Consider the following 21,435-nt stretch of genomic DNA (forward strand, 5'->3'; position numbering starts at 1 on the left):
TTTTTGTCTAAATAGCAATCACTTTTAACAAAGTTTAATATTAAAATATGCTTAAAATCATACGGAATCTATGTATTGGATAGGTTTTCCTTTGTTTTAGATCAATATTTTATGTTTTTAATAATTCAAACAGCCTAGCAAAACAGATATAAAATTACAAACTATTTAGAATAAAAAGAAATTTGAATATTAAAAGATTCTTAAATGTACATAAAAAAAGCTTCCAAAATAAGGAAGCTATTATATATGTTAAAGGTTTATCTGTTTGGAATGCAGTGTGTTATTTATATTTTACTGTTGATATATCCTTCTGTCGCTCTTTTTATGGGATATATTTTCCCCGGATTTCCAACAACTACAGAATTAGATGGGATATCAAAGTTTACATAGGAGTTAGGGGCAATTAAAATATTGTTTCCAACGGAAACTCCACCTACAATTACAGCATTGGTTCCAATCCAGACTTCATCTCCAATGGTTGGGAAGCCTTGATACTTTCCACGGTTTTGCTGTCCGATCGTTACGCCTTGTGCAATATTACAGTTTTTACCAATTTTAGCTTTAGGATTAATCACCAAACTTCCCCAATGGCCTAAATACAATCCTTCTCCAATCTCAGTTTCAGGATAAATCTGGTAGCCATATTTTATTTGGTAATGTCTCAAAACAAGTCTCCAGAAAATTCCTAAGACAGGTTTTTTCATGTGTTTCTGAGTTTTTCTAAAAATATAGATAAAGTGTAAATTAGGGTTGATGCATTTTGCCCAAATTTCAAATTTTGAAAGCCATTTTCCGCTTTCACGATAAAAATCTTTCTGTATGATGGAATAATTTGACATAGCTTGTTACGGTTTATATTTCATCAATTATTTTTTGAAGTTTTTGTACAGATTTTTCTAAAACAAAAGGTAAATCTGTTTCAGCAACCTGTTTTTTATATTGTTCAGCAAGGTCTTTATTGGTAAGAAACTTTTTCATTCCGTCATAAATCCCATCTTCGGAATTGGGTGTTATCGTTCCTAGTTTTCCGTCTTGTAAAAGGTCTTTAATTCCTGAGATATCTGTTGCTGAAATAGGTTTGTTGAGAATAAGTGCTTCTGCTATAATCGTAGGAAACCCCTCATGTCTTGAGGACATAATATAATAATCTGCTTTTTTTAAATAAGGATAAGGGTTGCTTTTAAAGCCTAACATTTTCGCTGTTTCCTGTAATTTTAATTGATCAAGCAATGCTTGGATATTATTTAGATCATAACCGTCACCAATGATTAAAAGCTGATGTTTTAAACCTTCATCTAATAATCTTTTATGAACTTCCAGTAGTCTGTCATATCCTTTTTGAGGGTAAACGGTTCCAACGCTTACAAAAGTAGGAATATTATTGTCGAAAGGGTAATCATCAATAATAATATTTGCTTTTTTCAGCGTATCTTCTTTATCTATAGGATTGAAAATTTTAATGACAGCCTTTTTTTCTGAGTCATTTTGAGCCAGTTTATGCATTTCCTCTTGTAGTTTATTGGAAATAACTAATATTTTGTCAAACTTAAAAAACTGTCTTATAACATCCGGAGTATATTCTTTTAGATTGAAAATATCATTCTGTACCCAGATTATTTTTTTTGAATCTTTCTGTGGGCTGGATAAAATTTCTTTATACATTCCATGAATAGCAGCCAGCTCTACGTCATATTGTTTATTCTTTAAAACAAATTTATAAAGTAGGGAAGGAAACCAAAGAAACATCTTTTGGTAAAGGACCCGATACACTTTTACAGGAATATCCTGAGGTCTATTGGTTGTGATCATTTCTCCTTTCAGTAAATAATAAACATTTACCCAAGAAGGCACTTCTTTAATATAGATCCCCGAATAAAGATTGATTAATAAATCTACTTCATATTTGTCTGGTGAGATGTTTTTTAAAAAAGTAACCAAAACTTTTTCTGCACCACCATGACGAAGGGAGCCTATGCGAATGAGGATTTTCTTTTTTTTCGGCATTTATTTTTTTACGGGTTTATAGGTGTGAGGGAGGTTTTTGATAAGATATTCTTCTAATTTTGCGCGGTCTGCTTCTAGCTCGAGAGGGTATATTGTGCTATTTGCGATTAATTTTTCTCCGTATTGTTCAATGGTGCAAATGAATTTGGCAGGTGCACCCCCATAAATTGTATTGTCGGGAACAGAACTGCTTACCACACTCATGGAACCCACAATACAGTTGCTTCCAATGGAAACTCCGGGGAGTAAAACGGCTCCTTTACCAATAAAGGTATTGTTGCCGATTTTTATTCTGCCAAAGGTTCTTCCGTCTTTATATTTTTCAATTCTTTTTGTAACTCGCCCATCTCCTCCATGATTAATAAAAGAGACCCCTTCGGCGATGGTTACATTGTCTCCCATCTCAATAAGAAAAGGCTCTGAACCAAAGTTGGGAACTCCTTGTACATATAAATTTTCACCCACTTTCATTCCTTGGTTGGTGGCGACTTTGATAATAACAGACTTAATCATATCTTGATACAGGGAACGTATCTTTAGTATGATTCTGAATAATAACATCATTTTTGTGTTAGTTTTAAGATTATATTTTCTACAGCATTAAATATTTTCTGATTGTCAAATTGTTCTTCAATCGTTTCAAGATTTTTTTTAATATTGGAAACAAGTTCAGGTTCAGTTAAAAACTTTTTCATGGCAGCGTACATATCGTCAACATTATAATCAATAAGAATACCGGTTTCCTTATTTTTAATCATAATTCCCACATCTCCGGTATCTGTTGAAATAATGGGTTTTTGAAGAATTAATGCTTCTGCAATTACTAATGGCCATGCTTCAGACTCAGACGGAAGAATGAAAAAATCTGCATTTTTAATGTATGGATAAGGATTCATCTTGTTTCCTTTGAGAATGAATGACTTTTGGAGGCTATTTTTATTGATTTGTTCAGTAAGATTTTTAAATTCCTCACCATTTCCTATTATGATGATACTATGATGGAATCCTTCATTAATAAGTCTTTTATGTGCTTCAATAAGCTTGTGGAATCCTTTTCTTGTATGCAGCCTGCCAACAGAAACAAAAACGGGCCCTGTTGGAAGATCTTCAATTTTTTCCTTTGCTTTTTTCTTGATTTCCTCAATCGGAATTGCGTTAATGATTACACTTTCTGACGGATAATTTAAATCAGGATGATATTGATGCATTGTATCCTTAATTTTTTCCGAACAATACACCATATGATCAAACTGTGGAAAATGCTTTAAAATATTAGGAACTAAAGGCTGCATTTTAAAAACATTAATCTCAGAATGGAACCACCCTATTTTTTTTGAATCTTTATTGGAGGAATTTAAAACTGATGAAAAGGTAGCGTAAGAAGGTGCAATTTCTACATCATACTTTTCATTTAAAAGTTGATCTGCTATTTTGGGGCTTTTTTCCGCCTTGTTTAATTTTAATCTTCTATTAACAAGTTGAATTTTTTGGATTACTGAATTTTCAGAAAAATTTTCTTTTCCTTCTGTGATATATACTTTCCGGATATGTTTTGGGATCTCATTTCGTAATTCTCCCTGATTCATATTTAGGCATATCGTTATTTCAAATTTATCTTTGTCGAGATTATTAAGCAGGCTCAAGATTACCTTTTCTACACCCCCCATTTCCATGGAGCGGTGTCTGAAAAGTACTTTTATTTTTTTATTTATCATCATTTACTAACTGAAGATTTGTTGTGCAAATATTTTTAGTTTTTTCTTAATTCTATATGTAATCGAAGTTTGATACTCTAATAAACTGTAAATTTCACTAGAGTTACTATATTCATCAGGAACAGGTTGCCCATTTATTGTTTTTAAATTTCTGCGTTTCATTGCATTAAAAATCACTTTTGAAAAATATTCACGGGATTTTGGTCTGTTATTATTTTGAGAAATTCCTCCCGCATGCGTTCTGTAAAGGTAATTAGCTTCGTTGATAAATGCTACTTTTCCTTTTTCATACATTTTCAAATACAGATCCTGATCTTCTGCAATTCTCATCATTGTATCCATCTTTTCGGTTTGATCATAAATTTTTTTTCTAAAATTGACAAAATGAACAATGTGAACCGGGCAGTTAAAGAAGTAAGGATCATTATTGAGAACCTGCATTGCTAATTTAGGGATTTCTATGAAGTGAAGGTGCTCATCACACTTTATATATTTTGAATAAGTGAGAACTACTTCTTTATTTTTTTTGAAAACTGCAATACTGGAAAATAATGCATTAGGAGTAATGGCGTCATCCGGGTCTACAAATCCGCAGATGTCGGTATCTGCCAGTTCTATTAATTTACTTTTTGTAATCCCAACACCACTATTGTTTTCATTTTGATAAATCTTAAAACGATCATCATCTCCTATTATTTTTTTTATAATCTCCAAAGAATCGTCTGTAGAAGCATCATCAAGAATGATAGCTTCCCAATTGTCATAAGTTTGTGCAATAATAGAATCGTAACAATTTTTGAAAAAATTGCCATTATTATAATTGGCGATAAGGATAGAGAACTTCATTTGTGGTGTTTAAGTTTTTTTTAATAAATTTTTGTAAAGATAAAAATTAAATATTACAGAAAAATCTTTATTTTTGTGACTCACACAAATATAATGAACGAATTACTAAGGGTTTCCAAAACATTTTTAGCCTATCTTAAACGTCCGGATCTTTATCCTGAATTAGGCAGAAAAATCATAAAAAATACTTTTAATAGAGGTAATGCTTTTAAAGGTAAAGAGAAAACCAACTCTTGGGCAGCCTCAAAATCAATTTCTCAAAAAGAAGCAATTTCCCAGCTTTTTGAAATTGATATGAGTTCTTTTAAACAAGATTTTCTGGAAGTTTTAAGAAAATCTGAACAAAGAGAAATATCTTGTCCCGTAAAAATGGGTGGTGCAGGCGCAATGGAGTTGATCTATTTCGCATGTGAGTTTACAAAAGCACAGGATGCTATAGAAACCGGAGTCGCTTACGGTTGGTCTTCTTTGGCTGCATTACTTTCTCTTCAAAAACGAGACGGAGCTTTATATAGTTCCGATATGCCTTATTTAGCACAAGATGGAGATCAATATGTAGGAGTTGTAGTTCCTGATGATTTAAAGAAATATTGGAAGCTATTCCGTTTTGCAGATAAAGAATCTTTACCTAAAATCTTCACAGAAAATCAATCTTTTGATGTTGTGCATTATGACTCAGATAAAAGTTATAATGGAAGAATGTGGGCTTATGAGGAATTGTATAAACACCTTAGAAAAGGAGGCGTATTTATAAGTGATGATATTGGAGATAATTCTGCATATCAGGATTTTTGTGAAAAAGGAGCTATCAATACAACTGTAATCGAGTTTGAAGGAAAATACATTGGTGTGTTTGTAAAGTAGTTTTTATTTTAAATAAAGTTTATGCTTTTTAACTCTATTGCCTTTTTAATTTTTCTTCCCATCGTTTTTATATTATACTGGAAGGTATTTAATAAAAACTATAAATATCAAAATATGCTTTTATTGGCAGCCAGTTTTTATTTTTACGGCTGTTGGGATTGGCGTTTTCTATTTCTTTTGATATTTTCTATCGGGCTAGATTATTTTTCAGGAATTCAAATTGAAAACAGCAAGACAAAAAAAATGGCAACTTTTTGGTTGACATTAAGTATTGCGATTAATCTTGGGTTTCTTGGTTTTTTCAAATATTATAATTTCTTTATAGAAAATTTTGCAGAACTTTTACATTCGTTTGGGTTTGGTGTAAACATGTGGGTGTTAAAAGTTATTTTACCCGTTGGTATTTCTTTTTATACCTTCCATGGTCTATCTTATGTGATTGATGTTTACAAAAAAAGAATTCCGGCCGAAAGAAACTATGTAGATTATGCGGTATTTGTAAGTTATTTTCCTTTGCTGGTTGCAGGACCTATTGAAAGAGCAACGCACCTTCTTCCTCAAATTCAGCGGAAAAGATCTTTTGATTACGAAAAAGCTAAAGATGGAATGGCCCAGATTTTCTGGGGCTTTTTCAAGAAGATGGTGATTGCAGATAATTGCGCGCCTATTGTTAATGAGATATTTACAAACTATCATACAGAAAGCGCCAGCAACTTAGTATTGGGAGCTGTGCTTTTTGCCTTTCAGATTTATGGAGATTTTTCCGGATACTCAGATATTGCGTTAGGAACATCCAGATTGTTTGGTCTGGAGTTACTTAAAAATTTTTCATACCCATATTTTTCAAGAGATATTGCTGAATTCTGGAGAAGATGGCATATTTCACTTTCATCATGGTTTAGAGATTATCTCTATATTCCTTTAGGGGGAAGTAAAGGTGGGTTGTGGATGAAAATTAGGAATACTTTTATTATTTTTCTGGTCAGTGGTTTTTGGCATGGAGCCAATTGGACGTTCATTATTTGGGGTGGACTTAATGCCTTATTTTTCCTCCCATTATTAATTGCTGAAAAGAACAGGCATCACCTGGAAGTTGTTGCAATGGGAAAAATTATTCCTTCGCTAAGAGAAGTTTTCAGTATTTTAATGACATTTACGCTGACTTGTTTTGCGTGGATTTTTTTCCGTTCAGAAAGTGTTTCCGATGCTATTGGATATATCAAAAGGATCTTTAACGAAAGTCTATTTTCTTTCCCGACAGAGTTTAGATTTGTTTTGTTTGGGTTGATTATTTTTATGTTTGTCATAGAATGGTGGAATAGAACACAGGATTACGGATTAAAAATTCAAGACAAAAAACCTTGGTTGCAAAGTGTTATTTATATTGTAGTAGCCTATTTGATATTGAATTTTGCCAATTTTGGCAGTAATGAATTTATTTATTTTCAATTTTAAATGAAGAAATTTTTCTCAAGATTAGCAATATTTATAGCCATCATATTTATTATTGGCTTGGTGAAACTTGCTGTTAGCCCAAATACGAATTATTCATATCCGTTTTTAAATGCAAAACTGGAGTTTCTGGAAAAACATCCAGAATACAATATGTATTTCATTGGAAGTTCAAAAATAAATAATCAGGTTGATTGTAAAATTATCGATCAGAATATTGAAGGTGTAAAATCTTATAACTTAGGAGCCAACGCAGGTTTTGATTTGGAAAGCTTTCAAACCTTAGATTATATATTAAGTAATCCTAATTTTAAACCTAAATATATCATCGTTGAATTGCAGGATAAAATAAAGGTTACCAAAATCAATATTAAAACGGAAAGAAGTTTCGGATCCTTCAATTATGCAAATACTGATTTTGCTGTAAAGTATCATCAAGAGAATAAAGATTATAAGCAAATAGGAATGTCGTTGGCGTCTTTTGTTTTAAATGTTTTTCACTTTAATAAATACTCTGATGAAAGCTCAATTCAAAAAGCGCATAATGGTTTTATAGATAATAATCAGGGTTTTTCTGCATTAGAGTTTAGCTCGGTTCCCAGGACTGAAGAAAATAAACTTAAAACTGTGATTAAAGAAAGGCTTGAACGTTATCATGCAGATCAAAATAAGTACACACCAAATAAAGCTTTAGTTAATAGAATTAATGAATTCTCAGAAAGGTGTAAGAAAAAAAATATTCAATTGATACTCTATATTCCAGGGCCAGCGGAACCGGATGCAAAAAAGCTGGAAGCATATCAAAATGCGTTCAATGTACCAGTTATAAGTCTAGTAAATCCAGATGCATATCCTGAGTTTTATCAATATGAAAATAGATGGGATTATGGTCACCTTAATGAAAAAGGATCAAAAATTCTTTCAGAAAAAACGGCTCCTCTTTTAGAAAAAGTTTTACATAATAAATAATCAAATATTACATTTAATTAAAGCTTAAACTGAGGTTTGTAAATAAATGAGATTAGTTGTATTTTGCAAATCCCAAATGAAACCTATGATGAAAACGTTTACACAATTAAAGAAAAATTTAAGTAAAAAAGAAGAAGGCTTAAAAAAGATAAAAGTTGCCTTGTTGGGAGATACAGCAACTCAGTTTTTAAATGTAGCCTTGAAAGGTTCTGCTATTGATGAAGGCTTTGATTTGGAGGTTTTTGAAGCAGATTTTGGTCAGATTTCCCGTCAGATTTTAGATCCTACTTCAGAATATTATGAGTTTAATGCTGATTATACGATCATCTTTGAATCTTCACATAAATTACTTTCTCAATATTATAAATCATATAATTCTCAACTGAATTTTGCTCAGGATAAAATCAATTATATAGAAGAATTATACACTACCATTCAAAACCGAACAAAAAGCAAAGTTATTTATTGCAATTTCGCAGGAATTGATAATCAGGTTTTCGGGAATTTTGCCAATAAAGTAGAATCATCTTTTGTTTTCCAGCAAAATAAACTTAACTATTTACTGTCAGAATTAGCGGTTAAAAAGAACAATCTTTTTATTTCAGATTTACTTTCTATTCAAAATAAATGGGGAAGAAATTTTATGTTTTCGCCCAATATTTATGTGAATACAGAGATGGTATTGTCTTTAGATGTACTGCCAATTGTTTCCCATCATATCGTTAGTATTTTATCTTCCGTAGAAGGTAAGTTCAAGAAGTGTCTGATCTTAGATCTGGATAATACAACATGGGGAGGAATTATTGGTGATGATGGCCTTGAAAAAATACAGATCGGTAGCTTAGGAATCGGGAAAGCTTTTACAGAACTTCAATATTGGGCTAAAGCGTTGCAGAAAAGAGGCATTATTCTAGCGGTCTGCAGTAAAAATGATGAAGATAAAGCGAAGGAGCCTTTTGAAAAACATCCCGATATGGTTCTTAAATTGGACGATATTGCTGTGTTTGTAGCCAATTGGGAGAATAAAGCAGATAATATCAGAAAAATTCAAAGCATATTAAATATTGGTTTCGATTCTATGGTTTTCCTGGATGACAATCCTTTTGAAAGAAATATTGTAAGAGAAAATCTTCCAGATGTTTGCGTTCCCGAATTACCCGAAGATCCTGCAGAATATTTGGAATATTTATATAGTTTAAATCTTTTTGAAACCGCAAGCTTCTCTGAAAATGATGCTGAAAGAACGAAGCAATATCAGGTTGAAGCCGAAAGAGCAATTGCGTTAGACAGTTTTACCAATGTAGAAGACTTTCTTAAAAGTATGAATATGAAGTCTGATGTTCAGACATTCAATAACTTTTCAAAACCGAGGGTTTCTCAATTAACACAACGTTCTAATCAATTTAATTTAAGAACCGTAAGATATACTGAACAAGATGTTGAAAGCCTTATGAATTCGGAGGATCACCATACCATGTCTTTTACTTTGGTAGATAAATATGGTGACAACGGATTGATTTGTGTGATTGTCCTGGAAAAGAAAAATGAAGAAACGCTTTTCATTGAAACATGGCTGATGAGCTGCCGAGTGTTGAAAAGAGGGATGGAGGAATTTACGCTTAATACAGTTGTTGAGACAGCAAAAAAGAATGGTTTTAAATATGTTGCAGGAGAATATCTTCCAACAGCAAAAAACCAAATGGTGAAAGATCATTACCAAAAGTTAGGGTTTATAGAAAATGAAGGAGAATGGATATTAAATGTGGATAACTATGAGCCAAAAGAAGTTTTTATAAGCACAAAATAAAATATGGAAATTGAACACTTAATTGAACACATTGCGACTAAAAATGCTATTCATGGCAAAAAGTTGCAAAAGAATTTTTCTTCTTTAAAGGAAGAAGAACATTATATTAATGACTATAATGTTTTCATCAATAAATACAAAGATATTCTTGAAAAGAACAGCCTTACATTTGATGATTCAATTAACTATTATCTTAAAATGATTGGGGATTTTAATGAAGAAATGCTGGATTTTATAAGAACAGGGAAATACAGAAATACTTCATTTGATGCAGTAAACAAAGCAATGTATAATAATCCTGATGTTATGGTTTCTCATATGCACGGATTATTGCTTTCTCAGTTTCTTTGGAAGCATCACTACGATGTTTATCAATATTTTAAAAATGGGATTCAAAACTATTTACCAATACAATCTTATCTTGAAATAGGAGCAGGGCATGGCTTATATTTTGAAGCCGCAATGGAAAAAATTGGGGATGATTGTACTTTTGAAGCGCTGGATATTAGTGAATCTTCTCTTGAACTCACAAAAAGTTTAATCAAAAGTGACAAGGTTATCTATCATCTTAAAAATGTATTTGATTATAATGATGATGACGAAAAGAAAGATTTCATAACCATGGGAGAGGTGCTAGAGCATATGGAAGATCCTTTAGCGTTATTAAAGAAAATCAAAAACCTTATAAAACCAGAAGGAACTATTTTTATTACAACTCCTACCAATGCCCCTTCCATAGATCATATTTATCTCTTTAACAATGTTCAGGAAATCCGAGATTTAATTAATAAGGCTGGATTGGAGATTGTGGATGAAAGGTATTTTGTAAGTGAAGATATAGATTTAGAAAAAGCAGAAAAAAGAAAGATTGCAACCATGTATGCATCTTTTTTAAAAATAAATAATTAAATATTATGAATAAAGAAGAAATTTTATCAAAACTATCAGAAATTTTCCGTGAAGAATTGGATAATGAAGATATTACCTTAACAGAAGAAACGACAGCAAATGATGTAGAAGAATGGGATTCACTTTCTCATATTCAACTTATCGTAGCTGTAGAAAAGGCTTTTAAAGTACGTTTCACTTCTTCAGAAATTCAAAGCTGGAACACTGTAGGTGAAATGGCAAGTTCTATTGCTTCAAAATTGTAATGAAATTTCATCACGTAGGAGTTGCCTGTAAGGATATACAGGCAGAACTCCAAAGCATAAGACAACTCCACAAAATCATAGAAGAAACGCCTGTTGTTTTCGATGAAAATCAGCAAGCAGAATTATGTATGATTACGGTAGAAGACGGATTGAATATTGAGCTTGTTTCAGGAAAGCCGGTGGAGAATCTTTTGAAAAAAAGAATTTCATACTACCATATTTGTTATGAAGTGGATGATATTGATAAAACAATAGAATATCTTACCGAAAAAGGAGGAATGCTAATCTCCCCACCTAAAGAAGCGATACTTTTCAATAACAGGAAAGTGGCTTTCTTAATGCTTTCTTATGGAATTGTTGAACTTTTAAATAGCAACTGATAATGCAGTTTACCTCATTAGTATTTATCCTTTTTTTTCCGGTTGTTTTTGCCATATACTGGTGGGTTTTAGGAAAAAATCTTAAGGCTCAGAATGTATTTTTATTATTGGCCAGTTATGTGTTTTATGCAAGCTGGGACTGGAGGTTTCTTATACTTTTGGTGGTAAGTTCAGCAGTATGTTATTATTTAGGCTTGAAAATTTCTGAAACTCAAGATTCCAAGAAGAAAAAGCTTTGGGTAAATTTGGGATTACTATTTTCTGTAGGAACATTATTTTATTTTAAATATTTCAATTTCTTTATTGAGTCTTTTGCAGATTTATTTGGAATTAAAAATGATTTGACGTTAAAAATAATTTTACCACTGGGAATTAGTTTTTATACTTTCAGGATGATAAGTTATATTCTTGATATTAAGAATAATAAACTAAAAGCTGAAACTGATACTTTAGCTTTTTTCAACTATATTTCTTTTTTTCCAAGTATGACTTCAGGTCCTATTGACAAAGGAGGGCTGCTACTTCCTCAACTGAAAAAAGAAAGAGTTTTTACCGTTGAAAATGGATCTGATGCAGCAAGGCAGATTCTTTTGGGAGCATTCAAAAAGCTGGTTGTTTCTAATAGTATTTCACCCATTACTCAGAATATATTCCAGAACTACGAACATCTTTCGGGAAGTACAATTGCTTTTGGGGCGGTTCTTTTCCTATTCCAGATGTATGCAGATTTTTCAGGATATTCGGATATGGCTATTGGTATTGCAAAACTGTTAGGTTTTAAAACAACTAAAAACTTTGCTTTCCCTCTTTTCGCTCAAAATATTGCAGATTATTGGAGGAAATGGCATATTTCATTAACTTCTTGGTTAACAGAATATGTCTTTACCCCATTAGTAATACAATTCAGAGATTACGATAAAAAGGGATTAATGCTTGCCGTTTTTCTGAATTTTGTGATCATAGGTTTCTGGCATGGAGCCAACTGGACTTTCATTGTTTATGGAGCTTTGCAAGGACTATACTATGTTCCTTTAGTGGTTAATAATCAAATTAATAAAAAGAAGAAGTTATCTAAAACAATTCCCACATTTAAAGAACTTGGAAATATAGTTTGTACAATGGCTATGGTTTGTTTTGCATTGGTTCTTTTCGTGGCGCCGAGTTTAAAAGAAGCTTTCGGTATGTATGGAAGAATTTTTAGTCTTTCGCTTTTCTCAGTTCCTCAGTTTATTAAAATTAAAATTTTAGGTTTAATTGCCATTGTCGTTTTAATTGACTGGATTAATAAAGAGCAAGAGCATGGTTTAGAAATTAGCAGATTTAAACCAATCGTAAGAAGGAGTATGTATGTTTTCCTTATTTTTCTGATTATGTATTACGGCGTTTTTGGCAACGGAAGTTTCATCTATGAACAGTTCTAATGAAAAAGTTTTTATTTAAAATATCATTCTATATTATTGGTGTTATTGGTGTTATGCTGTTCTTAGGGACTTATGCAGATGGTAATACTGATGATAATTACAGGCATTATACAGGCCCTAAACCCTCTGATATGATTTTGGGTGATTCTCGTGGCGGACAGGCGGTCATTCCCTATGTTCTGGATGAAAAACTAAAAGGAACAAAGTTTAATAACTTTGCTCTTAATATTGGGGATTCTCCTTATGGGCAAGTCTATCTTGAGGCGGTAAAGAGAAGAATGAATCCTGATACTAAAAATGGAATTTTCATTTTAACCGTTGATCCTTGGTGCTTGTCAATAGATAAAAGTTTAGAACATTCAACAGAAGATTTAGATCAGAATTCTCCTCTGGCTGATATGCATTTTTATGATATGAGCCCCAACTATGAATATCTTTTAAAGCACTATTCAAGAAGTTGGTTTAACATTTATAAGGAAAGGGAAGAACTTGCAAAATCGGTAACTTTTTTACATAAAAATGGATGGATGGAAGTTAATGTAAATGTACATCCAGATAGCGTTAGAGTAAGGGAAGTTAAAAAGATTGAAGGGTATACTGATATGATGAAAAATCAGAAAATTTCAGAATACAGAATCAATGCCTTTCAAGATATGATACAATATCTTAAAGATAAAGGAACGGTTTATATTGTAAGGATTCCTGCCTTCAAAGGGATGATGGAACTGGAAGATAAATACGCTCCTGATTTCAATAAGAAAATAGAAAATATAGCAAAACAAAATGGAGTGAAGTTTTTTAATTTATCATCAAAACCGGAGGATTACATTTACACAGACGGAAATCATATGTATAAAGAATCTGGGAAAATCTTCACTGCTCAAATTGCTGATTCTATTATTGCAGATAAAAAAGGAAAAAAATAATTCTAAAATAAGCCTTTTCTAAAATTGATATTAAATAATCCCGAGCGGATGCTGGGATAATCTGTGATCATATATTTTGTAATCATTCCCCATTTCTTAAAACGAGGGGCAACAGCAATTTCAAAACTGCGATGCATTCTTTTGATATGAACTTTGGCTTCTTCGGGAACAGTTTCTTCATTTTCAGCCCATTTATTGAGTTCTCTCCAAAGTAGAACCCTTGTGGTGGCAGGATTTATCTTGCCTGAATTTACTTGCGTGATTCTATTATCTTCATGAATGCCCCTCATCGCCACAGCCTTGTCTATAGTGCCTGTATGCAAATTGAGGTAGTAAGAGAGTCTCAATAAGAATTCAGTGTCCTGATGAAGCCTTAAATGCGTTTTAAAGAATGTACTCATCTTCTTTAATGATTCTCTTCTTATGGTAAGCGCATCCAGACTAAATTGGCCAAAAGCTCCTCTCATATGGATTTGCCCTGGAAATACATCTTTTGGGTGATGCTTTTTATACACGGTCGTTAGTCGATCTCCATATAATTTATAATACTGTTCTTTTGATTTTTCAGAATAATAATGAACACCAATGGCACCATAAACACCTTCTACATCTGGATTGTTGAAAAGTTCTTTTTCGGCATCGAATCTATTGGGAAGATAATAATCATCGGCGTCCAGGAAGGCTATAATATCTCCTGTTGCTTTTTCTAATCCCAAATTTCGGGTGGCTCCGGCTCCATGATTTCCTTTGTCGGGATGTTGATAGATTTTTACTCGATCATATTTCTTAGCTAATTCCAAGCAGATTTGTAATGCATTGTCGGGTGACTTGTCTTCAATTAAAATCACTTCATATACTTCTTCAAACTGTAAAGCAGATTCTACAGCCTGAACAACATATTTCTCGGCATTATAGACGGGAGTAATTACTGATATTTTCATTAAAATAGAATGTAAATTAAATAATAGTTGATCTAAAATTGATATTATAAAGTCCCGATCTAATACTTCTATAATCCGTAATAAGGTATTTTCCAATCATTCCCCATTTTTTGAAACCGGGAGCAATGGCAATCTCAAAACTACGAAGCATTCTTTGGATGTGAAGTTTTACATCTTCAGGAACACCTTCTTCATTTTCAGCCCATTTACTCAATTCTCTCCACAATAAAACCCGCGTTGTTGCAGGATTTGTTTTCCCTGAATCTACTTTTGTTATTCTATTATCTTCATGGATTCCTCTTAAGGCAATAGGTTGCTCATTGATTCCTGTAAAAAGTCTAAGATAAAAAGCGAGCCTTACGATAATTTCCGAATCCTGATGAAGACGGAGAGAGGTTTCAAACATTTTGCTCATTTTAGAAAGAGCTGTTTTTCGTATTGTTAGAGCATCCAGATGAATCAATCCAAAAGTTCCACGCAAATTAATTAACCCTAAATAAACATCTTCAGGATTTGTTTTTTTGTATACGGTATCTAATTTATCTTTATAAATAGGGTAGTACTGCTCTCTGGCTTTTTCCGAATAATATTGTACTCCATTGGCTCCATACACCCCATCAACTTCGGGATTTTTGAAAAGCTCTCTTTCGGCATCAAATCTGTTGGGTAAGTAATAATCATCGGCATCTAAAAATGCAACGAAATCGCCGGTTACTTTCTCTAATCCGAGATTTCTGGAAGCTCCGGCACCGTGGTTACCTTTATCAGAATGCTGGTACAATTTTATCTGATTATATTTTTCTGCTAATTTCTGACAAACCTGCAGCGCATTGTCCGGAGATTTATCTTCAATTAAAATAATCTCATATACTTCCTCAAACTGTAAAGCTGATTCTACGGCTTGCGAAATGTATTTTTCAGCATTATAAACGGGAATGATTACGGATATTTTCATCGGTTGAGATAAGTGAAACGATATTGTGTTTTTACTATTTGAGGATTTTTAATAGCTTCTAAAAAGATACAAAAATATTTATTTAATCCTGTTTTTAAAGATAAGTCAAATGATGTATAGGTTAAATAAATTTTTCTTTTGCAGTCTAATGGTAATGGATTGGTACTTGACCAATCATATAAAGATTTCCATAAAAGAAATTGCCTCTGATTATATTGAGGGGAATATCTTATGATTTTTGTGATCCTGTTATTATCGTGAACGCCTCTTATCGCAATGGCTTTATCTATAATTCCAGATTTTAAATAGCAATGATAAGCCAATTTAGTGATAAAATCGGAATCCTGATGTACCCGAAGATTTTCGTTAAAGCAAAGATTATTTTTAACTAAAGCCGATTTTCTTATGGTAAGTGCATTCAAATGAAAGAATGTTCCAAAAACGGTAGGTGTTAAACCTAATAAGCCTTTCAAAACGGTCTCGCCTTCTGCAGGAAAATTAACGGTAGTTAAAGAAATGTTTTTAAATTTACTCTGAAACTCTTCTTTTCCTTTTTCGGTTAAATATTCAATTCCGATGGCACCAAAAACACCTTCGATTTTTGCTTCTTTGAAAATTTCTTTTTCCGCCTCAAAACGGTTGGAAAGATAATAGTCATCTGCATCCAAAAAAGAAATGAATTCGCAATTTGCTTTTTCAAGACCTAGATTTCTAGAAGCTCCGGCACCGTGATTTCCTTTGTCGGCGTGTTGATATAATTTAATTCTGGAATCTTTGACAATCAACTTTTGGCAAACCTCTAATGAATTATCGGTTGATTTATCTTCAATTAATACTATTTCCTGTACTTCATTAAACTGCAACGCAGAATCTACAGCTTTTTCTAAAAATTCTGCTGCATTATAAACGGGTATAATTACAGATATTTGCATTATTGTTAAAGTGGGGTAATAATTAGGTTGTCATTGATAATTAATTCTGGTGCGATGCTATAGAATTCTTTTTTTAATTGTCTGCTATATATTTTGTAATTATTATCTAAAAAGAATTGTATTAAGGTCTGAGGAGTATAAGTACCTTCTTCTTCAATTGCTAAAGGACAAAATTCCATGAAAAATATTGGTCTGTTTTGCAAGAAAATGTCTTTATTATCTAAAACTACAACCGCCTCGTAGCCTTCAACATCTAATTTTACAACATCAAATTTTTTATCGGCAACCATTTTATTTAAAGGCTCAACTTGAACATTAATTACTTTATTCCCAGGGTTTTTAGATTCTATAAATGAACTCATACCAGCATGGCCTGCTACATAATTAAAAGTATGTACAATAGAATCTTTGCCTATTGCAGTATTAAAGAGCTTTACATTTTGATACTTGTTTTCTTTAATACTCTCACTAAACTCTTTATAGACATCTGGAATTGGTTCAAAGGCATAAATCTCCTTGCAATAAGGTGCGAGTAATAAGCTATGCTGCCCAATATTTGCCCCAATATCCAATAATACCTTTTCTTTAGAAAGCGTATGTCTTATATCATCAATGATCTCCTGTTCATAAATTCCATTTTTGAAAATATAAAGATCAACATACCCGAATTTCTTATTTAGATATATTTTAGTTTTTCTATTATTATAATTAATTATAAAAAGTTTTCTATTATCGAGAAATGAAATGTTTCGTTTTCTTTTAATAAAATTAATTATTCCTTCTTTAAAAAAAATGCTATTAATGCTATTTTTCACTGATGTTAATAATGTTGACATATTAATGGTTATTTATAATTATTTTGAATTTATTGATAACTGTTTTTGGTGAATCTTTGTTTTTGAACTCTATTCTAGAACTGTTTAATCTTGCTATATATTGCGTTTAATTTTTCACTGAAAATAATAGGGTCATGATTTTTTTTGATTCTTTCCAATGAATTTTTTGACTTTTCCAAGAGTTGTTCCGGATGTACCAAAATATCTTCAAGAACATTTTCAAGCTGTACTTTCAATGTTTTTTTTAGTTCTTCTTTTTGTTCATTGGTATAGTAAAGTGCTTGTTTTAAACGATTTTGAGGAATATGAATCAACCAGCCACAATTTTCATTATTAATTTCCGGTAATGCTCTTATGTCTGTACTAATAACAGGAACTCCTGCAGCCTGCATTTCCAATACAGAAAACCCATAAGTATCGGACCAAGTGGGTAACAAACCAACGTGAGATTGCTTAATAAGCTCGATCACTTTTTCGTTAGGAATGTTTTCGAAAATTTCGATCCATTCTTCCTTTTTCAAAAGTTCTTTAGTTTCTTGGGCTTCTTTTTCAGTCACCTTCGTTACATAATTATCTGTTTTAAAAGAAGAAACAATCGTAAGTTTAAAATTGTGTTTTTCCTTTAATTTCTTTAGTACTTCTACCATTTCCACTCCTCCTTTTAGGTGAAATTGAGTTCCAACAAAAATAAGATTAAAACTTTCTATGTTTTTATAAACGCTCAGGGAATCTCTCGGAATAACCTCCTGCGAAGGATGTATCACAGAAAGTTTATTGTTGATAATTTCTTGAAATTCAGGATAGTTTTTCAAAAGCTCTAACTGAATATTTGCAGAAGCTTGAGAAATTGAGATGATTCCTAAACAGTTCTTTCTGGAAATCTGCTTGAGCGCGTTTTCAGTTTTTTTATTACGGGTATGTTGAGGTTCTGTTTTCTGATGATCATTTCTGGTTTCAAGAAACCTGGGAACAAGCGTTTCAAAAGAAGCGACCCACTTCTGAGAAGAATAATTAATATCATTGTAAAGATGAAGGATATCAATCTTTGGTTTTTGATAGAAAAAATACTTTCCTTCAATATTATCTTTTTTTCTGAACAAAATATTTTTCACGGTAGATAATGAATGAAAAAAATTGTTGTTTTTTCGTAGAAATACATACTCAAATCCAGAAACTTTATTTAAAATATTTCTTTTAATGGGATAGTCATTTTGTGTCAGGCCTATTTTCATCTTATTGTAAATGATTTTTATTATTCTGAAACCAAAGTGCTAAAATCAATAAACTCCAATGTTGAAGCTGTTTATTAAGTTTTTTCTGTACTTCATTGAAATCTAAAAACTGAAAGATATAACTGTTCTTGTTTTCAAGAAGTTCTTTGCTTAAATCTTGAAGTTCAGTTTCTTTGAACCATTCATTGACGGATGCTCCAAAACCATTTTTTTTACGTTTTGCAATTTCTTCTGTCCACGCCTGAGAATAAGCTTTTCTCAATATAATTTTATCTTCCGTTGAGTTTACTTTATACTGCCAAGGAAGTTGAATACAGAACTCAGCAAAATCAATATCTAAAAATGGAATTCTTACTTCTACAGAATTATACATAGAAGTTCTGTCGCCTTTCAATAACATGTTACCGGGAACATATTTTTCCAGATCTATTCTCATAAGATCATTAAAATCTTCATTTTTAGGGGTAAAGCTAAAATCTTGTGCAGGAATTCCCTCATTGATGCCCAGTTTTCTAATTTCAGAAATAGAAAAATGATTTCGAACCTTGTTCTGATGATAATCGAGAGTATCACTATATTCTGCTCTGTGGCGTCTTTCTGACCCAATATCTTTAAATTTTCCTGCTAAAAGAATCATCTTGGAAAGATAATCTGGGTAAAAACCTTTTTGAGAAAGATTTACATTATACCTGTAAAAACTATACCCTCCGAATAACTCATCACCCACATCTCCGGAAAGAATAACTTTCAGATCTTTCGAAGCTTGTTTGAAAATAAGATGAGTAGGAAGTAAAGAAGAATCCATCAACGGTTCATCCATATAGGAATAAACTTCCTGCAACGTTTCGGAAATTTTTTGTTTCTTATCTAAAAGAATATGATGGTCAGTTTTATATTTATCTGCAATGGCTTGTGCATACGGCATCTCGTTTAAATCGCCACTATCATAACCGTAAACCAATGTTTTGATGTTTTCTTTATATTTTGATGCTACCGCAACAATCGTACTAGAGTCAAGTCCTCCCGAAAGGAAAGAACCTACAGGAACATCTGCTATTAATTGTTTTTTTACGGCACTGTCTAAAAGGTATTTAAATTTTTCTACACTTTCACCCAAGCTCAATTTTGTGGTTTCTGTAGGAACTTTCCAATATGGCTTAATTGCTATATTTCCGTTCTTATATACTAATGTATGAGCTGGTTTAAGGTTGAAAATATTTTTATAAATAGTTTGATGAGGATGGATATATCCGTTTTTTAAATAATAGGCAATCTGAGCTTTATCAATTTCAGGTTTTACAAGTCCCGAGGCTAAAATTGCTTTGATCTCAGATGCAAAAATAAATTCACCATCTTTCCCAATAGCATAATAAAAAGGTTTTTCTCCAAAGCGATCTCTTGCGCAGAATAGTTCTTGTTTTTCATTATCCCAAAGGGCAAAAGCAAACATTCCGGGAAGATCATGGATCAAATTTTCTTGTTTCTTCTGATACATGGCAAGAACAACCTCAGTATCTGAACCTCCACGATAAGGATAATCTGCATATTGGTCTTTTATTGCCTGATAACCATAGATTTCACCATTTAAAACAATGCATTCTTTCTTTGTATCAGAAAACATGGGTTGCTTTCCATTTTCAGAAAGGTCTATAATTGAAAGTCTTCTATGACCTAATGCGGCATTGTCATAAAATTCAAAATGCTCAGAATCCGGACCACGATAGGCCATAACATTTGTCATTTTTTGAATTTCTTCCTGATATTTTTTTGCATTATTGGTTATGATTCCGGCTATTCCACACATAGGTAATTTTTTAAGGGAAGTTTAATTTAGTGTTTGTATTTTTAATGAGATGATTATTTAAATAAATATCTTTTGTATTTTAAAATATACAAAATAATATACTTGTTTAAGAAAATCATCAAGAAATGGAAATGTTATAAATCCGGTGGTTTTAAGCAACATGGTCCATGAAGAATTGAATAATATTAATATTACGGTTATTATTTCCTGTTTCCGAGTAAGTACTAATTTTTGTTCTGTAACAATAAAAATAGTTAATAGAGAAAAGAAGATATTGACCCATCTTCCCCAATCCACGGCTAAATAAAATAAAGGGATTAAAAATATAGTTTGTAAGCTTAAGAATAGGAGATTAATCTTAACGGCATTTAATTTACAGTAGATATAAAAAGTAAAAGCACCAAGAAATATACTAATGATGTAGGTTTGATAACTATATATACTGGCTTTGTAAATATCTAAAACATTATAGTTAGGATCATACTCATAAATTCCCAATTCCTGAAGTACTAATCCGTGATTCTTTAAAAATAGCACTGAGTTCCCTGTGCTTATATTTATACCGAACTTAAAAAGGAATGCCATGATAATGGTAGAAGGAAGCAGTTGGTAAATGAATACTTTTTTTATTTTATCTAATGATGATCCTTTATTGTTAAGAAAATAGGTAAAACTTACAAATGGTAAATAAAAAAATGCTGCTTCATGAGTTAAAATTGCTACAATGATAAATAGACTGATAACAAAATCTCTAATAATAATTTTAGAACGTATACATAAAATATAGATGAGGTAGAAAAGGAAGAATATAATTTCTTTTTTTGATGCAATTGAAGGTTCTTTTACCATCATACCAAAACCTGCAGGAAGTAGTATAAGAGCAATGACCAGAAGGTTATTTTTTTCCTTCCAAAAAAGCTTTATCAGTAAATAGAAAAATAAAGTATAGACTAAAAATAAGAAAGAAAATATAATATTTTCCAGATTGATTTTAGTAACCTCATTGATAAAGATAAACAAAGAACCGAAAAAGCCTCTTCGCTTAAAACCACCATCTTGATAATTAATAAGCCATTCGCCAAGATACCATCCTCCTTTATTAATTACAATGAGTGAATAGGTAGTTGTAATACTGATGTAATAATACACTACCAGTATAAGACTTATAATATAGTTAATGACTTTAGTTTTCATGCT

21 protein-coding genes are annotated in these 21,435 nt (G+C 31.8%); 9 read left to right on the forward strand and 12 right to left on the reverse strand.

The genetic code is table 11. From position 1 onward, the window contains the following. Nucleotides 1–284: 284 nt before the first annotated feature. From BUB80_RS08470 to BUB80_RS08490, 5 genes are read right to left on the reverse strand one after another with little or no spacing between them, the layout of a single operon-like run. Entirely contained in the window at nucleotides 285–839 is a 555-nt protein-coding gene (locus tag BUB80_RS08470; RefSeq protein ID WP_073292498.1) for a serine acetyltransferase, read from the reverse strand. A gap of 13 nt (nucleotides 840–852) precedes the next feature. Then, a complete protein-coding gene (locus BUB80_RS08475; protein ID WP_073292499.1) occupies nucleotides 853–2,004 on the reverse strand; it encodes a glycosyltransferase in 1,152 nt (383 codons plus the stop codon). Then, nucleotides 2,005–2,568 (reverse strand): DapH/DapD/GlmU-related protein, encoded by a 564-nt coding sequence (locus BUB80_RS08480; protein WP_073292500.1) that lies wholly within the window; start codon nucleotides 2,566–2,568, stop codon nucleotides 2,005–2,007. It lies immediately after the preceding gene. After that, nucleotides 2,565–3,722, reverse strand: coding sequence for a glycosyltransferase (locus BUB80_RS08485; protein WP_083547117.1), 1,158 nt, complete (start codon nucleotides 3,720–3,722; stop codon nucleotides 2,565–2,567). The genes BUB80_RS08480 and BUB80_RS08485 overlap by 4 nt, the downstream gene beginning before the upstream one ends. 3 nt (nucleotides 3,723–3,725) lie before the next feature. Then, on the reverse strand, nucleotides 3,726–4,565 hold the full coding sequence (locus BUB80_RS08490) for a glycosyltransferase family 2 protein (protein ID WP_073292501.1): 840 nt from the start codon (nucleotides 4,563–4,565) through the stop codon (nucleotides 3,726–3,728). A 93-nt stretch (nucleotides 4,566–4,658) separates the two neighbouring features. On the opposite strand from BUB80_RS08490, the gene BUB80_RS08495 reads away from it, so the two are divergent. From BUB80_RS08495 to BUB80_RS08535, 9 genes are all read left to right on the forward strand, one after another. Next, the gene (locus tag BUB80_RS08495) at nucleotides 4,659–5,429 is read left to right on the forward strand and encodes a class I SAM-dependent methyltransferase (protein ID WP_073292502.1); all 771 of its coding nucleotides are present in this window, start codon (nucleotides 4,659–4,661) and stop codon (nucleotides 5,427–5,429) included. 21 nt (nucleotides 5,430–5,450) lie between these two features. After that, complete coding sequence (locus tag BUB80_RS08500) at nucleotides 5,451–6,884, forward strand: MBOAT family O-acyltransferase (protein WP_073292503.1); 1,434 nt, start codon at nucleotides 5,451–5,453, stop codon at nucleotides 6,882–6,884. Next, nucleotides 6,885–7,850, forward strand: coding sequence for a hypothetical protein (locus BUB80_RS08505; protein ID WP_073292504.1), 966 nt, complete (start codon nucleotides 6,885–6,887; stop codon nucleotides 7,848–7,850). It begins immediately after the preceding gene. An 85-nt stretch (nucleotides 7,851–7,935) separates the two neighbouring features. Further along, on the forward strand, nucleotides 7,936–9,657 hold the full coding sequence (locus BUB80_RS08510; RefSeq protein WP_228433735.1) for an HAD-IIIC family phosphatase: 1,722 nt from the start codon (nucleotides 7,936–7,938) through the stop codon (nucleotides 9,655–9,657). Between the two features lie 3 nt (nucleotides 9,658–9,660). After that, on the forward strand, nucleotides 9,661–10,566 hold the full coding sequence (locus tag BUB80_RS08515) for a class I SAM-dependent methyltransferase (protein ID WP_073292506.1): 906 nt from the start codon (nucleotides 9,661–9,663) through the stop codon (nucleotides 10,564–10,566). Between the two features lie 5 nt (nucleotides 10,567–10,571). Further along, complete coding sequence (locus tag BUB80_RS08520) at nucleotides 10,572–10,811, forward strand: acyl carrier protein (RefSeq protein WP_066753407.1); 240 nt, start codon at nucleotides 10,572–10,574, stop codon at nucleotides 10,809–10,811. Further along, entirely contained in the window at nucleotides 10,811–11,191 is a 381-nt protein-coding gene (locus tag BUB80_RS08525; RefSeq protein ID WP_073292507.1) for a VOC family protein, read from the forward strand. Before BUB80_RS08520 ends, BUB80_RS08525 begins: the two co-directional genes overlap by 1 nt. Nucleotides 11,192–11,193: 2 nt before the next feature. Beyond that, on the forward strand, nucleotides 11,194–12,612 hold the full coding sequence (locus BUB80_RS08530; RefSeq protein WP_073292508.1) for an MBOAT family O-acyltransferase: 1,419 nt from the start codon (nucleotides 11,194–11,196) through the stop codon (nucleotides 12,610–12,612). Further along, nucleotides 12,612–13,538, forward strand: a complete 927-nt coding sequence (locus BUB80_RS08535; RefSeq protein WP_139262613.1) for a hypothetical protein — start codon at nucleotides 12,612–12,614, stop codon at nucleotides 13,536–13,538. The genes BUB80_RS08530 and BUB80_RS08535 overlap by 1 nt, the downstream gene beginning before the upstream one ends. Nucleotides 13,539–13,540: 2 nt before the next feature. Here the strand turns inward: BUB80_RS08535 and BUB80_RS08540 are convergent, their stop codons facing one another. The 7 genes from BUB80_RS08540 to BUB80_RS08570 form a co-directional block, all read right to left on the reverse strand. Further along, nucleotides 13,541–14,479 (reverse strand): glycosyltransferase family 2 protein, encoded by a 939-nt coding sequence (locus tag BUB80_RS08540; RefSeq protein WP_073292509.1) that lies wholly within the window; start codon nucleotides 14,477–14,479, stop codon nucleotides 13,541–13,543. Nucleotides 14,480–14,495: 16 nt separating this feature from the next. Then, nucleotides 14,496–15,434, reverse strand: a complete 939-nt coding sequence (locus BUB80_RS08545; protein WP_073292510.1) for a glycosyltransferase family 2 protein — start codon at nucleotides 15,432–15,434, stop codon at nucleotides 14,496–14,498. Next, complete coding sequence (locus BUB80_RS08550; protein WP_228433737.1) at nucleotides 15,431–16,366, reverse strand: glycosyltransferase family 2 protein; 936 nt, start codon at nucleotides 16,364–16,366, stop codon at nucleotides 15,431–15,433. Before BUB80_RS08550 ends, BUB80_RS08545 begins: the two co-directional genes overlap by 4 nt. A gap of 5 nt (nucleotides 16,367–16,371) precedes the next feature. After that, nucleotides 16,372–17,202 carry an FkbM family methyltransferase gene (locus BUB80_RS08555; RefSeq protein ID WP_073292512.1) on the reverse strand — a complete coding sequence of 277 codons (831 nt, stop codon included), beginning with the start codon at nucleotides 17,200–17,202 and terminating at the stop codon, nucleotides 16,372–16,374. A 74-nt stretch (nucleotides 17,203–17,276) separates the two neighbouring features. Next, a complete protein-coding gene (locus BUB80_RS08560) occupies nucleotides 17,277–18,434 on the reverse strand; it encodes a glycosyltransferase family 4 protein (RefSeq protein ID WP_073292513.1) in 1,158 nt (385 codons plus the stop codon). Between the two features lies 1 nt (nucleotide 18,435). Then, the gene (gene asnB, locus BUB80_RS08565) at nucleotides 18,436–20,238 is read right to left on the reverse strand and encodes an asparagine synthase (glutamine-hydrolyzing) (RefSeq protein ID WP_073292514.1); all 1,803 of its coding nucleotides are present in this window, start codon (nucleotides 20,236–20,238) and stop codon (nucleotides 18,436–18,438) included. A gap of 57 nt (nucleotides 20,239–20,295) precedes the next feature. Then, nucleotides 20,296–21,432, reverse strand: a complete 1,137-nt coding sequence (locus BUB80_RS08570) for a hypothetical protein (protein WP_073292515.1) — start codon at nucleotides 21,430–21,432, stop codon at nucleotides 20,296–20,298. Nucleotides 21,433–21,435: the final 3 nt, after the last annotated feature.

The organism is Chryseobacterium polytrichastri (assembly GCF_900142445.1).
GTDB classification, from domain to species: Bacteria; Bacteroidota; Bacteroidia; order Flavobacteriales; family Weeksellaceae; genus Chryseobacterium; species Chryseobacterium polytrichastri.

Bases quoted from the DNA above. Each gene is read 5' to 3' on its own strand.
- BUB80_RS08470 (WP_073292498.1), bottom strand. From the start codon at position 839: ATGTCAAATTATTCCATCATACAGAAAGATTTTTATCGTGAAAGCGGA.
- BUB80_RS08475 (WP_073292499.1), bottom strand. From the start codon at position 2,004: ATGCCGAAAAAAAAGAAAATCCTCATTCGCATAGGCTCCCTTCGTCAT.
- BUB80_RS08480 (WP_073292500.1), bottom strand. From the start codon at position 2,568: ATGATGTTATTATTCAGAATCATACTAAAGATACGTTCCCTGTATCAA.
- BUB80_RS08485 (WP_083547117.1), bottom strand. From the start codon at position 3,722: ATGATGATAAATAAAAAAATAAAAGTACTTTTCAGACACCGCTCCATG.
- BUB80_RS08490 (WP_073292501.1), bottom strand. From the start codon at position 4,565: ATGAAGTTCTCTATCCTTATCGCCAATTATAATAATGGCAATTTTTTC.
- BUB80_RS08495 (WP_073292502.1), top strand. From the start codon at position 4,659: ATGAACGAATTACTAAGGGTTTCCAAAACATTTTTAGCCTATCTTAAA.
- BUB80_RS08500 (WP_073292503.1), top strand. From the start codon at position 5,451: ATGCTTTTTAACTCTATTGCCTTTTTAATTTTTCTTCCCATCGTTTTT.
- BUB80_RS08505 (WP_073292504.1), top strand. From the start codon at position 6,885: ATGAAGAAATTTTTCTCAAGATTAGCAATATTTATAGCCATCATATTT.
- BUB80_RS08510 (WP_228433735.1), top strand. From the start codon at position 7,936: ATGATGAAAACGTTTACACAATTAAAGAAAAATTTAAGTAAAAAAGAA.
- BUB80_RS08515 (WP_073292506.1), top strand. From the start codon at position 9,661: ATGGAAATTGAACACTTAATTGAACACATTGCGACTAAAAATGCTATT.
- BUB80_RS08520 (WP_066753407.1), top strand. From the start codon at position 10,572: ATGAATAAAGAAGAAATTTTATCAAAACTATCAGAAATTTTCCGTGAA.
- BUB80_RS08525 (WP_073292507.1), top strand. From the start codon at position 10,811: ATGAAATTTCATCACGTAGGAGTTGCCTGTAAGGATATACAGGCAGAA.
- BUB80_RS08530 (WP_073292508.1), top strand. From the start codon at position 11,194: ATGCAGTTTACCTCATTAGTATTTATCCTTTTTTTTCCGGTTGTTTTT.
- BUB80_RS08535 (WP_139262613.1), top strand. From the start codon at position 12,612: ATGAAAAAGTTTTTATTTAAAATATCATTCTATATTATTGGTGTTATT.
- BUB80_RS08540 (WP_073292509.1), bottom strand. From the start codon at position 14,479: ATGAAAATATCAGTAATTACTCCCGTCTATAATGCCGAGAAATATGTT.
- BUB80_RS08545 (WP_073292510.1), bottom strand. From the start codon at position 15,434: ATGAAAATATCCGTAATCATTCCCGTTTATAATGCTGAAAAATACATT.
- BUB80_RS08550 (WP_228433737.1), bottom strand. From the start codon at position 16,366: ATGCAAATATCTGTAATTATACCCGTTTATAATGCAGCAGAATTTTTA.
- BUB80_RS08555 (WP_073292512.1), bottom strand. From the start codon at position 17,202: ATGTCAACATTATTAACATCAGTGAAAAATAGCATTAATAGCATTTTT.
- BUB80_RS08560 (WP_073292513.1), bottom strand. From the start codon at position 18,434: ATGAAAATAGGCCTGACACAAAATGACTATCCCATTAAAAGAAATATT.
- asnB (WP_073292514.1), bottom strand. From the start codon at position 20,238: ATGTGTGGAATAGCCGGAATCATAACCAATAATGCAAAAAAATATCAG.
- BUB80_RS08570 (WP_073292515.1), bottom strand. From the start codon at position 21,432: ATGAAAACTAAAGTCATTAACTATATTATAAGTCTTATACTGGTAGTG.